General features: G+C 37.2%; 14 protein-coding genes. 4 read left to right on the top strand and 10 right to left on the bottom strand.

The features are described from left to right. Nucleotides 1–20: 20 nt before the first annotated feature. The 4 genes from BN1206_RS02925 to BN1206_RS02910 all read right to left on the bottom strand — a co-directional run bounded on the left by BN1206_RS02925 (nt 21) and on the right by BN1206_RS02910 (nt 4,228). Nucleotides 21–1,796, bottom strand: a complete 1,776-nt coding sequence (locus BN1206_RS02925) for an oleate hydratase (protein ID WP_013437456.1) — start codon at nt 1,794–1,796, stop codon at nt 21–23. Between the two features lie 104 nt (nt 1,797–1,900). Then, nucleotides 1,901–2,806 (bottom strand): RluA family pseudouridine synthase, encoded by a 906-nt coding sequence (locus BN1206_RS02920; protein ID WP_013641649.1) that lies wholly within the window; start codon nt 2,804–2,806, stop codon nt 1,901–1,903. Beyond that, a complete protein-coding gene (locus tag BN1206_RS02915) occupies nt 2,799–3,599 on the bottom strand; it encodes an NAD kinase (protein ID WP_013641648.1) in 801 nt (266 codons plus the stop codon). Before BN1206_RS02915 ends, BN1206_RS02920 begins: the two co-directional genes overlap by 8 nt. Continuing rightward, nucleotides 3,596–4,228, bottom strand: a complete 633-nt coding sequence (locus BN1206_RS02910; protein WP_013437453.1) for a GTP diphosphokinase — start codon at nt 4,226–4,228, stop codon at nt 3,596–3,598. The genes BN1206_RS02915 and BN1206_RS02910 overlap by 4 nt, the downstream gene beginning before the upstream one ends. Before the next feature lie 73 nt (nt 4,229–4,301). On the opposite strand from BN1206_RS02910, the gene BN1206_RS02905 reads away from it, so the two are divergent. Both BN1206_RS02905 and BN1206_RS02900 read left to right on the top strand, forming a co-directional pair. Beyond that, nucleotides 4,302–4,910 carry a CYTH domain-containing protein gene (locus tag BN1206_RS02905; protein ID WP_013437452.1) on the top strand — a complete coding sequence of 203 codons (609 nt, stop codon included), beginning with the start codon at nt 4,302–4,304 and terminating at the stop codon, nt 4,908–4,910. Nucleotides 4,911–4,995: 85 nt separating this feature from the next. Further along, the gene (locus BN1206_RS02900; protein ID WP_013437451.1) at nt 4,996–5,613 is read left to right on the top strand and encodes a DsbA family protein; all 618 of its coding nucleotides are present in this window, start codon (nt 4,996–4,998) and stop codon (nt 5,611–5,613) included. On the opposite strand, the gene BN1206_RS02895 is transcribed toward BN1206_RS02900, so the two are convergent. The 6 genes from BN1206_RS02895 to BN1206_RS02870 all read right to left on the bottom strand — a co-directional run bounded on the left by BN1206_RS02895 (nt 5,610) and on the right by BN1206_RS02870 (nt 10,319). Further along, complete coding sequence (locus tag BN1206_RS02895) at nt 5,610–6,470, bottom strand: competence protein CoiA (RefSeq protein ID WP_052542890.1); 861 nt, start codon at nt 6,468–6,470, stop codon at nt 5,610–5,612. The two genes, BN1206_RS02900 and BN1206_RS02895, sit on opposite strands and share 4 nt — an antisense overlap. Nucleotides 6,471–6,546: 76 nt before the next feature. Then, nucleotides 6,547–7,290, bottom strand: a complete 744-nt coding sequence (locus BN1206_RS02890; protein WP_013437449.1) for an adaptor protein MecA — start codon at nt 7,288–7,290, stop codon at nt 6,547–6,549. A 94-nt stretch (nt 7,291–7,384) separates the two neighbouring features. Further along, nucleotides 7,385–7,783 (bottom strand): transcriptional regulator SpxA, encoded by a 399-nt coding sequence (gene spxA, locus BN1206_RS02885; RefSeq protein WP_013641647.1) that lies wholly within the window; start codon nt 7,781–7,783, stop codon nt 7,385–7,387. A gap of 234 nt (nt 7,784–8,017) precedes the next feature. Next, nucleotides 8,018–9,751 (bottom strand): phosphoenolpyruvate--protein phosphotransferase, encoded by a 1,734-nt coding sequence (gene ptsP, locus BN1206_RS02880; protein WP_013437447.1) that lies wholly within the window; start codon nt 9,749–9,751, stop codon nt 8,018–8,020. Continuing rightward, nucleotides 9,751–10,017 (bottom strand): phosphocarrier protein HPr, encoded by a 267-nt coding sequence (locus tag BN1206_RS02875; RefSeq protein ID WP_005718606.1) that lies wholly within the window; start codon nt 10,015–10,017, stop codon nt 9,751–9,753. The genes ptsP and BN1206_RS02875 overlap by 1 nt, the downstream gene beginning before the upstream one ends. Before the next feature lie 113 nt (nt 10,018–10,130). Continuing rightward, entirely contained in the window at nt 10,131–10,319 is a 189-nt protein-coding gene (locus BN1206_RS02870) for a hypothetical protein (RefSeq protein ID WP_052542889.1), read from the bottom strand. Nucleotides 10,320–10,503: 184 nt separating this feature from the next. Between BN1206_RS02870 and BN1206_RS02865 the strand changes: the two genes are divergently transcribed. After that, nucleotides 10,504–12,687 carry an ATP-dependent Clp protease ATP-binding subunit gene (locus BN1206_RS02865; protein WP_041808183.1) on the top strand — a complete coding sequence of 728 codons (2,184 nt, stop codon included), beginning with the start codon at nt 10,504–10,506 and terminating at the stop codon, nt 12,685–12,687. Nucleotides 12,688–12,872: 185 nt separating this feature from the next. Further along, nucleotides 12,873–13,154, top strand: a complete 282-nt coding sequence (locus BN1206_RS02860; protein ID WP_013641645.1) for a DUF1827 family protein — start codon at nt 12,873–12,875, stop codon at nt 13,152–13,154. The last annotated feature ends 35 nt before the right edge of the window (nt 13,155–13,189 follow it).

Genomic DNA, 13,189 nt, shown 5'->3' with positions numbered 1-13,189 from the left:
TATTTATGGTTTATTTCAAATTAAATCAAGTTAGCTTCCTTGAGTAATTCTTCAACCCAAGTTCTCTTGATCTTCTTCATCCCGGTCTTCACAGCTAATTTTTCAGGAAGTGGCATGTCTTGATCAACCAACTTCTTCTTGTCTGACATGTAGTACATAGCACGAAGAAGTTGACGAATGTCGTAGATTGAGTCAAATACTTCTGGAACACCACGATCAACGTTAAGAAGTGTGTAGACAGCTTCCATAGCAGTTCTTACTGAGTATTCAGTGGTGAAGACAGTATCTCTGGTTGGTGATTCAGCGAAGTTACCAATGAAGGCAATGTTTACAGAACCATCTGGAACAACAGCTGGACGGTCACCATCATGACGAGGCATGAAGTAACTAGTGATGTATGGCATGTAAACAGGAACAGTGTTCATGTTTTCTTCACTAGCCATTTCACTAATTTGACTTTCTGGAACACCTAAGTGGTACAAAAGCTCTTCTGCAATTTCCTTACCAGTACAGTCAACAACTCTCTTCTTGATGTAGTTACCTTCAGTGTCTGAGTAAAGTGCGTAGATCCAAACAACAATTTGGTTTGGCTTTTGACTCTTGAAGTGTGGTTGACGGTGAATGGTGAAGCTAAGTTCCCAGTTAGAGTCAACAATAGTGATAATACCACCAGTGTTAACCTTGCCATCGTACAAGCTACGCTTAGTCAAACGTTCAAAGTATGGGGCAAGCTTCTTGTTTTCCAAAGTTGCCGTCGCAGAAACAAACCAACTACGTTCTGGAATGTTTTCACAGAAGACATCTGGGTGACCAAATTCAGGATCTTGTTTGGCCAAGTTTTCCCATAACTTCCAAGAACTACCCTTAGCGTGAGTAATTGGAGCTGGGGTATTTTGGTTACCATAAGTTGAACTTTCAGTAATTGAACCATTGGTAATGAAGACAATGTCATCTGGAGTTAATGGAATTTCAGTTTCCTTACCGTTTTGGGTCATAATGATCTTCTTAGCAATCTTTTCATTGCCTTCGTGATCTACCTCGACGTTTTGTACATGGCAATCATATTCAAATTGAACGCCATGATCTTTAAGATAAGCAAGAAGTGGTTTAACCATTGATTCATATTGGTTGTACTTATTGAACTTCAAAGCAGTGAAGTCTGGCAAACCATCAATGTGGTGGATAAAACGCATTGCATAACGACGCATTTCAGCTACTGAGTGCCATTTTTCAAAGGCAAACATAGTTGACCAGTATGACCAGAAGTTAGTCTTAAAGAAGTCATCGCTGAAGAATTCTTCAATTGTTTCTCCTTCAAGTTCCTTTTCAGGGGTCATGATCAATTTAACAATTTCGTTAGCGCATTTGCCCAAACCATATTGACCATCACTTGGTAAACGATCACCACGGTTGTAAATCAAACGACAATTTGATGAGTTAGGGTCTTCTTTATCAAGCCAGTAGTATTCGTCAAGGTATGATGCACCTGGAATTTCCAAACTTGGAATTGAACGATACATATCCCACAAACATTCAAAGTGGTTTTCCATTTCACGTCCACCACGAACAACGAATCCGGCATTTGGACGATCAGCACCGTCAAGTGAACCACCTGCTACAGGAAGTTCTTCTAAGACATGAATACGTTCGCCCTTCATTTGGGCATCACGTACTAAGAATACTGCTGCAGAAAGACCAGCCAATCCACTACCAATAATGTAAGCAGACTTTTTATCTACACCTTCAGGCTTTTTAGGATCTGCGAAGGCTTCATAATTACCATTGGAATAATACATAAAGATATCCTCTTTTCTGTACACGAATAGTTTTATATTACACTTCTAATTTTAAAGAAAACGTTTTCTTTATGCAAGTTTTTTAGTAGTGAATTCTAATAGCTTTAGAATTTTTTATTAATTAGCTTTTGCCAGAGATTTTGCATATCACTTGGATCAGAAATTTCAACGGTTTTATCTTTTTCGCTATTAACAGGATCAGGAAAGCTTAAATAAAAACAGTTTAAAGCCTGACGGGAAAAAGAATCCTTTACTCCATATAATTGATCGCCATAAAGGGGATGACCTAAATAGGCCATATGAACACGGATTTGATGCGTTCTACCAGTTAATAAGCGCAATTCCACTAGACTAGCTCCCGGCACTTGTTTAAGCACCTTGTACTCTGTCTGAGCAGATTTACCATCTGGAATCACCCCTCGTTTTACACCTGAATCGATTTTGCCAATTGGTTCATCAATTAAACCAGTTAATTCAGTAGATTCAAAGTTGCCATGTACAATCGCATGATATTTTTTGATAAATCGCTCTTTGCCCATCTTACTAAAACGGGCATGGGCTACAGCATTTTTACCGACCAGCACTAAACCTGACGTATCACGATCTAGCCTAGTAATTACGTGCGGCTTTAAATCTTTTGCCCCCTTGCGAGTAAAATAGCCCATCAAACGATTAACGATGGCATCATTATCCTCATAGCGTGATGGAATTGACAACACACCTACTGGTTTATTCAAAATAATATAATTCTTCGTTTCTAAAACTGGCTCTACCGGATTATTAGACGGCTTTAAAAAATCATTTTTCTTTTCTTCGCCAGTCACAAAAATCACTTCATCATTCGTTTTCAAGCGAAAGCTGGTATATCGTCTTTTATGATTGACCAAAATTAAGCCATTATTGTATCGAGCATGTTTCAATGCTTGATGTGAAAATCCTTTTTTTAACAAAAAAGAGCCCAATTTTTTTGGGTCTCTTTCTTGCACAATTAGTTTAAATAAACTAGTCATTTTTACTGTCTCCAATAAATGCGTCTTGTACACGTGACCAGAAACGATGGTGACCAAAACGATCAAATTGAATTGAATGATGTGAAATACGATATTCAATCTTCTTGGCATTTCTAACATCAATTCTGGCCCCGTCTACTGTCATTACAAAGTGATCTGCGTTAGGAACAATTGTAATCCATTGATCAGGTGCAATCACGATTGGAGCAGACAATGTTCTAAACACACGGTTGTTGATTGAAGCAATTTCTGTCATTTGCAGTGCTTTTAAGCGAGGATGGATAACCGCACCACCTAGCGACTTGCTGTAAGCAGTCGAACCTGTAGGAGTTGAAACACAGAGGCCGTCACCACGGAAGTTTTCAAACAATTCATCGTTGATATAAACATCAGCTTCCAGCGTATGCGATACTCTTTTAACGGCAGATTCATTGACTGCTAGATGATAACGCGTTTCACCAGATTCCGTTAGCATCTTAATTTCAAGCAATGGATATTTAGCAACTTCGCCATCAGTTAACAGCAATGCGTCAACCATTTTATCGACATCATAATTACGCCAATCAGTATAAAAGCCTAGGTGCCCTGTGTGAACACCAACAAAGCGCACAGAATCAACTTGATTTTCATAACGATGAAAAGCGTTGATCAGTGTACCGTCTCCTCCAACACTAATTACCACATCTGGATATTTAGCATCAAAAATGACGTCTTTTTCTTTAAGCAATTTTTTCAAATAGGCCACTGTTTGCAACGTCTTATCATAGTTATTATGCGCAATTGTTACTTTCATGATTTTTCCTTACCCTTGTTTTTGGTAAAAATCTTTTGAGCTTCTTGGACCTCATCCTTAATTGATGACATTTCTTCATCCAGCTTATAAGCAGCTTCAGCGGTAGACTTTAGTCTCTTAGAAATATCGTCTGGATAAACACCCTTGTATTTATAATTCAAAGTATGCTCAACAGTAGCCCAGAAATTCATTGCTAAAGTTCTGATTTGAATTTCTGCAATTAAAGTCTTAGGACCCTCTGGCAAATATACCGTGTAGTTAATTACCATATGGTAGGAACGATAACCTGAAGGCTTGGCATTTTGAATGTAATCACGCTCTTCAACTACCTCCATGTCATCGCGAGCATGAATCAAATCAACTACCTTGTAGATATCATCCACAAACTGAGTAACGATTCGAATTCCGGCAATATCTTGCATGTCAGTCTCAATTACATCAGGACTGATTACTCTTCGAGTCATTTTTTCTTTAATTGAATCTACTGTTTTTACTCTACCAATTACAAATTCAATTGGTGAATGTTCTCCCCTAGTTAAAAAGCCTTGTCTAAGGGAACGAAATTTAACCTTTAATTCGCGAACTGCTTCATTATAAGGCCACAAGAAAGTATCCCAATCTATGTCCATGAGAAAACATCCCTTTCTTAGCAAACAATATAATTTTAACATATAATTAAGTCATAAGTTTGGAGGAAAAATTATGAGTAAAAATCGTGAAATCGAAGCAAAAACGTTATTAGCACAAGATGTCTATCAAAAAATCGTCAATAGTTTTCCCATTAGAGCAGATTTTGTTCAGGAAAATTATTATTTTGATACGCCAGACGACTTGTTAAAAGATCATCGCATCAGCCTCAGAATTAGAATTTACGCTGATCATGCGGAACAAACAATGAAGGTGCCTGACCTTAATCCTGTCCAAAAGAAATTCCATGAAGTTATCGAAATCAACGACAATTTAACTCATGACCAAGCCAAAAAGCTAGTTGCACAAGAACACGTTGATTTTCAAGGCAACATTGGAGACTACCTTGACCAACACTTCTCTGACCAAAAAGAGCAACTACAACTTTTCACTTGGAGTAAAACCCGTCGTATTTTAATGAACGGCCTACAAAATTGTGAACTAACTTTAGATGCTACATCTTATCCTGATGGCTATCAAGATTTTGAATTGGAAATTGAAAACACCGATCCGGCTTTAATCAAACAAGTGCAAACTGAACTTGAGCATGATTATGGCTTTAAGCAAACAAAAGCCAACACTAATCAAAATAAAATTGCCCGCGCAAGCGCTCACAGAAAATAGTATATAGAAAATAAAGCATATTTTTTGTCACTGATTTTTTTTCTTGCTAAAGTAACAATGAATAAACCACAAAGAGGTCGAGAGTATGTTTGAGATTTTTCTATTCATCAATCCAATAGGGATTTACTGTTTTGATACAGAAAAACTAATTCGCAATACTGTTGATGAATTAGGGATTGATGTTTGCTACCACTACGTTCCCATTGCTAATGTTTGTTTAGTTAAAGATGATATGATTCGCAGACGCCAAGATGGCCAAAAATCATCGGATATCAGCAGTATTTCTACTGCAACTTACGAAGCTTTGCGCAACTACCATGCTATTAAATTAAGCTATGGCAACAAGAAGGCACGCAGATATTTATACGAATTGCAAAAACATCTAAGTAAAGATGCTTCAGTATATACACCGGAATTGTTCCAAAAAATCATCGACAAGTTGAACATTAAAGCGTCAACGATTAATGCCATTAAACAGGGAGATTATCTAAAAGCCTCAATTGAAGACGATCAAAAACTAGCCAACCAATGGAACGTTAAATCTACGCCAACCATCGTTTTATTTGATGAAAATGATGATCAAAACGGCGTGCTATTGGATGGCCCAGTTAGTCAACAAGATTTGGTTACCCTACTAATGCCGGGCTGTGAAAAAGACTTTTCCGATTTTCTACCCTTGCAAAATCACTTGCGTCTCATCTAATTAAGACGCTTTTTTTGTAGGTAATTGATTAATACATTCTCATCTCCAGGATTGCGATATTTAATAAAGATACTATTAGGTAAATCCTCTAAGCTTAATTTCTGTTGATAAAGCAGCTCTGCTACTTTTAAACCCAATTTGCTTTTCTGCTTAATCTGACGCTGGACATATTTTCTTTGGTTAACGGGATTGCCCACATACTTTTTCAACTTCGGCCTAAAATTCCAGAACTGTCTAATACCTATTTCATCGAGTACGAAATATTTAGTTTGATAGCGAAGCTTTTTCGTAACTGCTTCTTGCAAAACATTAAATTTTAGACAAAAGCAATTCTTTGCTGGATTAACTTCTAAATAATAGTTACCCCATCTTTTGTTTCTCCTAAAAAAGATCAATTGCGTATGTTTTAAACTGTGCTTTAAATAGTGGAGCTGTCCTACGACCCAAATATCAGTTACGCCAATTTTCTGATATAAAGAATGCCGATGTTTAAATTCAGCATCACTTAACGGTGCACACTGAATTTCGAATGCTAAATTTTCAGCAACTAACACATCTGCTCTAAGCTGACCATCGGCTAGTGGTATTTCTACTGCCGCATCAAATCCCACAGCAGTTAATGCCGCCTTAAACAGCATTTTTGATTGATGATGTTCTTCTTTTTCACCCATTAAATTAGTGTAACTAGTCAAATGTTTAAAAAAAGCAGATTTTTTCTCCGAAACAATCAGAATTACTTTCTTATTGCAGTGCGGACAACGATATATTTCTTGATTTAATTTCTTTTGTCTTGAATTAACAAGGTAAGCTTCACTTACCGCAAGCACTAATTTTTTATCTAACATGGCTGCATACATATTTTTTCACCCATGTTTTATTACGCAAAAAAGAGACGGATTTTTCTTCCGTCTCTTTTTCTTTATAAATTCTTAATCATTTAGCTTGTTTAAGAAAGTAATAGCGAATATGACCTAAAGCGTCTTGACCCATCAAGCACTTACCAGTTTCTTTAACTGTGTTCATTTCTTCATCATCAATCTTAATGCCGTATTCATTGGCAATTGCCCAAGCATCAGCAGGCTTTAATTCAGCATAATCTTCATCAAGAAAAGCCAATTCCAAATAGTATTGACCACGTTGATAATACAAACTTGAAGCCAAATCGCTCACTCTCAAATTATCAGCTAGTTCAATTACATTGCCTAACTCAGTAAATTGATATGCGTGACGCTTTTGGAACTTCCAATATTCATTATTACCAGCTGCACTGACATTAGCTTCATTTTCTTCTTGCGTTAGCGGATCAACTTCGGTATTTAAATCGTCTTTGGGATCAAGATCGAAAAAGCTTCTTCTTGAATCGGAGTCCGCCTGTGTTGAATCACTATCATCGCTCATTGAATCACCCATCATCTTACGCAAATTATTTGCGTCTTCGGGTTGAACTTTAGTAATCATTAAATCAAGGCCGCCATTATTTGGCATTACTTGGAAAGTTACAGGCACACCCTTGGTAAAGGTATGATCTGTATCAACTTCTGCAAGGATTGAGTAAAAGAATTGTTGAATCTTATCTTTATCACCCAAAAGATCAAGGACTTTAAGGCCGCGACGTGCTAATTCTTCCTTATCAATTCTGACCCTAATTGTATTTTTATTAATATGATCTACTTGCACAGGATCTCACCTCCATGAATCATTATAGTATATTGTAGCGTACTTTTTGTCTAAAATAAAAGTGTTAGCATTAACACTAACACTTTCGAAAATTTTATAAATCTGCAATCTTTTGTGCTTCAGCCAATTCTAAGCGACGCACCTTGCGTGGCAAGAATCGACGAATTTCATCTTCATTATAACCTACTTGAAGTCGACGATCATCCATGATGATTGGTCTTCTCAAAAGACTTGGATTCTTTTCTACTAAATCAAGTAACTGATCAATTGATAAATCATCTAAATTGATTTTCAATTGTTGAAAAGCTCTTGAGCGGGTAGAAATGATTTCTTCTGTACCATTTTCGGTCATACGCAAGATTCTCAACAATTCTTTCTTAGTTAATGGCTCAGAAAAGATGTTTCTTTCCTTAAAAGGAATATTGTGCTTTTCAAGCCAAGCTCTGGCTTTACGGCATGAGGTACAACTAGGAGATACATATAAATCTACCATAAAAATCACGCTCCTCAGAACAACTAATTGTATACGTTCTTTAATTTATAACCAGTATAACACACTAACTTCTTTTTTGTAAGTGCCTATTTTATCTTTTATATTAATTCCTAGTATATCCTAAAGAAAAAGCGTGAATTATTTGTGAAGAATTTATTTGTTTTATTTAAAAATTAACAAATAGACACAAAAAAGAGACCAAAACTGGTCTCATTTTTTGATTTAATATGAAAATTACTTGTTAATCTTCTTCATTAAGTCTTCGACTAATTTTTCATTTTCTTCAGCAGTTTCTGAAACGAAGCATGCTTCATTAGCCAATTCCTTAAGATCCTTAGTATCAAGCTTCTTCATTAAGCTTCTGATACGTAAGATTGAAGTTGCACTCATTGAGTATTCATCAAGTCCCATTGAAAGTAAGATTGGGAACATGGTATTATCACCGGCAGCTTCACCACACATACCACACCAAATACCGTTTTCGTGAGCAGCATCAATAGTGTGCTTGATCAAACGAAGTACTGATGGGTTATATGGTTGGTACAAGTATGATACGTTGTCGTTACCACGGTCAGCAGCCATAGTGTATTGGATCAAGTCGTTAGTACCGATTGAGAAGAAGTCAACTTCCTTAGCGAATTGATCAGCCAAAACAGCAGCTGCAGGAACTTCGATCATCATACCAACTTGTAAGTCATCGCCGACCTTAACGCCCTTTTCGATTAACTTTTGCTTTTCGTCATTCAAAATGGCCTTAGCTTGACGAAGTTCAGCCAATGTACCAATCATTGGGAACATAATACCAAGCTTACCGTATGCTGAAGCACGAAGCAAAGCTCTTAATTGGGTACGGAAGATCTTTTCGTTCTTAAGTGAAAGACGAATAGCACGTACACCTAAGAATGGGTTCATTTCTTCTGGCAAGTCCCAGTAATCTAGGTGCTTGTCACCACCGATATCCATAGTTCTAATGATGACTTGCTTGCCGTTCATGCCTTCGATAACTTTCTTGTAAGCTTCGAATTGATCATCTTCTGTTGGGAAGTCTGAAGAATCCATGTACAAGAATTCAGTTCTGTACAAACCAATGGCTTCAGCACCATTTTCATGTACACCTGGCATGTCATTAGGAGTACCGATATTAGCAGCAATGGTAAATTTCTTACCATCAGCAGTAAGTGAAGGTTCATCCTTCAACTTCTTCCATTCAGCCTTTTGCTTAAGGAAGTCTTCACCCTTCTTCTTGTAGTCTGCAATTTGGTCATCGCTTGGAGCAATGATTGCAGTACCATCAAGACCGTCATCAATTAACATATCGCCGTTCTTAACGTCTTTAGTAATTGAATCAGTACCAACTACGGCTGGTAATTCAAGTGAACGGGCCATAATTGCTGAGTGAGCAGTACGACCACCTACATCAGTAACAAAGCCCTTAACGTACTTCTTGTTAAGTTGAGCAGTGTCACTAGGAGTTAAGTCATGAGCTACAACAATAACTTCATGATCAATTGAAGCTGGGTTTGGTAATTCCTTGCCAAGAAGGTGAGCCATAATACGCTTTGAAACGTCACGTACATCAGCAGCACGTTCTTGCATGTAAGGATTATCAGTCATGCCTTCAAAAATTGAGATGAACTTTTGAGCAGTTTCATCAAGAGCAGCTTCTGCATTAATCTTGGAGTCCTTAATTTCATTCTCAATAGCACCAGTAAATTCTGGGTCATTTAAAATCATTAAGTGAGCTTCAAAAACTTGGGCTTCTTCTTCACCCAAGCTCTTCTTAGCTGTATCACGAATCTTTTCAACTTCAGTAGTTGATTCCTTAATAGCATCCTTGTAACGTAATACTTCTGAATCAACATCACTGATTGAAGATTTTGAGAATGAAAGATCAGGCTCTACAAGAAGATATGCTGGAGCAATGGCAATACCATCACTTGCAGCAATTCCCTTTAAAGTCTTGGTCATTATTCAGCTAAACCTTCTTTTTTCATAGTGTCAGCAATTGCGTCTAATGCGTCCTTTTCGTCGTCACCTTCAGCAGTAATAGTAACGTCTGCGTTTTGGCCAACACCAAGTGACATAACGCCCATGATTGACTTCAAGTTTACTGACTTGCCGTTGTATTCCAAGTTAACATCTGAACCGAACTTTGAAGCAGCTTGTACTAAAAGAGTAGCTGGACGTGCATGAATACCTGTTTCTGCAATAATATGAAAATCGCGTTTTTCCATTATGAATATCTCCTTTAAAATTGAAAAATTAAACTGGTAATAAATACCCATTCGAGTACTAGATTATCATGTTTTTACGGTTAAGACAACAACAATGTAACAGTTTACATCATTTACTTACCAGTATTCGTCGCGGTATAAACAATAGAACCGCCTCTTTTAGCCCTACCAGTAATATACTGTCGCTTGCCATAATTCCTTATAGTCTTTTGAAGCTCAAAGGCATCTTCAGGTTTGACCTCATACTCTTTGATTTTGCCTGAAACCAATTGGTCCAAAATTTTTTGATAATCCAAAAACATCACCACACTTTTTAAATTTTATAATTTTTTTACACTTTATTCTACTCTTTATACTAAATTTTCAAAAATATTAATATTTTGTCTATTCTTACAAAAAATAAGTTCATTAGTGCTTAGCACTTGACTAAGGCGAGTGCTAATAATATAATTTTGGTACAGTTTAAATGAAAGGCGGTAAGAATATTTGCTTTGCCAAAATTGTCATGAACGGCCTGCCTCTATTCATCTTTTTACCAAGGTGAACGGCCAAAGCCGAGAGATTAATTTATGTCAACACTGTTATCAAGAATTAAGAAATCAACAAGGAAATCTAGAAAATATGAATAACGATAATAACGAATTTTTTGGCGACTTTGATGATTTATTCAACGCATTAAACGGAAATAACAACAATGCCGCAAACAACAATAATATGGGAAACAACGACCCAAGAATGCAAATGGGTGGTGGCAACGGAAACGGTGGTCAAGGCGGCAGAAGCTTGCTTGATCAATATGGTACAGATTTAACCGCCCTTGCTAAGAAAGGCAAAATCGACCCAGTAATCGGCCGTGATAAAGAAATCGCCCGTGTCATTGAAATTTTAAACAGAAGAACTAAAAACAACCCAGTTTTAATTGGTGAAGCTGGTGTTGGTAAGACTGCTGTAGTTGAAGGACTTGCTCAAGAAATCGTTGACGGTTCTGTTCCAGCTAAACTGCAAAAAAAGCGTATCATTTCCTTAAATGTAGTATCACTTGTTCAAGGTACTGGTATCCGTGGTCAATTCGAACAAAGAATGGAACAATTGATCAAGGAATTACAACAAAATGACGATATCATCCTATTTATTGATGAAATTCACGAAATTGTTGGTGCCGGAAATGCTGAAGGCGGTATGGACGCCGGCAACATTATTAAGCCTGCCCTAGCTCGTGGCGAACTGCAATTAGTAGGTGCTACTACTATTAAGGAATACCGCGATATTGAAAAGGATTCAGCTTTAGCAAGAAGATTCCAACCTGTTGAAGTTAAGGAACCTTCAATTGATGAAACTACCCGTATTTTAAAGGGTATTCAAAAGCGTTACGAAGATTACCACCACGTTCACTACACAGACGATGCTATTGAATCTGCCGCTAAGCTTTCTGCTCGCTACATTCAAGATAGATTCTTGCCTGACAAGGCCATTGACTTACTTGATGAAGCTGGTTCAAGAATGAACTTAACTATTCCTTATATTGATAAGGATAAGATGCAAGAAAGAATCAATGCAGCTGAACAATTAAAGGAAGAAGCCTTGAAGAATGAAGACTACGAAAAGGCTGCTTACTACCGTGATCAAATTGATAAATACAAAAAGGTAAAGGATCAAAAAGTTGACCCTGACAAATCCCCAGTTATTACCAGCAAGATCATGAACAAGATTGTTGAAGAAAAGACTGGCATCCCTGTCGGCGATATTCAAAAGCAAGAAGAAAATCAATTGCAAAATTTGGCTAGTGATTTGAAAGCTCACGTTATCGGTCAAGACAAGGCTGTTGACAAAGTTGCTCGTGCTATTCGTCGTAACAGAATCGGTTTCAACAAGTCTGGTCGTCCAATTGGTTCCTTCTTATTCGTAGGACCTACTGGTGTTGGTAAGACTGAACTTGCTAAACAACTTGCTAAGCAAATGTTTGGTTCAGAAGATGCCATGATTCGTTTCGATATGTCTGAATACATGGAACAATATTCTGTATCTAAGTTGATTGGTTCAGCTCCTGGTTACGTTGGCTACGAAGAAGCTGGTCAATTGACTGAACAAGTTCGTCACAACCCATACAGCTTGATTTTGCTTGACGAAATTGAAAAAGCTCACCCAGACGTTTTGAACCTCTTCTTGCAAATCTTAGATGATGGTCGTTTGACTGATTCACAAGGTAGAACTGTTTCATTCAAAGATACAATCATCATCATGACTTCTAACGCAGGTCAAGGCATCAAGAATGCTAGCGTTGGTTTCGCTGCTGAAAATGAAGACGAAAGTAATGAATCAGCTAGAAACAACATGAGTCAATTCTTCAAGCCTGAATTCCTTAACCGTCTTGATGACGTCATTGAATTCAACGAATTGACTAAACCTGACTTACTTAAGATTGTTGACTTGATGCTTGCTAACACCAACAACATGGTTAAGGATCAAGGTTTGCACATTGATGTTACCGACGCAGCTAAAGAAAAATTAGTTGACGAAGGCTTCAACCCTGCTTTAGGTGCACGTCCACTTCGTCGTACCATTCAAGAAGAAATCGAAGATAAGGTTGCTGACTACAAGCTCGACCACACTGACAGCAAGAACTTAAAGGCTGATGTCAAAGATGACGAGATCGTAATTAGCGAAGAATAATTAACAAACAAATAAACAAAACTCATTCAAGTTATACGCAAAAAGATTCCGAGATTAATATCTTAGAACCTTTTTTGTTAATTACTAAAATTAATACAAGTTTTATAAGTAAAAATAAATATATGTATCTTGTTTTGCGGTATACTAAAATTAAGAGAAAAAGCTAAGAGAGACAGGTGAAATCCATGCATTTAATCGATGTAACCAATAACTATTCTGATTTGGTTCAAAGTCAGCTTAACACTACTGATGCCAACTACGTTAAGGTATATTCTTTAGGCAATACTTCAGTCATTTATACTGAAAGCAAAAATGCGATCGGTATTGCGCTTGAAAACCACGATCGCCGCGTTCGTGAAGATGAAGTTGAATTCATTATTAAACGTTTGCTCAAGAATTATGATTCTTCATACACTTTAACTGTTGATAAGAGCCGTCACGTAATTGAAATTCACGTTGACAAATAATTACAGAATTTAAAGATAACAAAAGGAGAACTACG

The organism is Lactobacillus sp. OTU4228 (genome assembly GCF_001006945.1).
In the GTDB taxonomy this organism is placed as follows: domain Bacteria; phylum Bacillota; class Bacilli; order Lactobacillales; family Lactobacillaceae; genus Lactobacillus; species Lactobacillus amylovorus.
The sequence above is the reverse complement of the archived record's forward strand: the minus strand, read 5'-3'. Positions and strand labels throughout refer to the sequence as shown.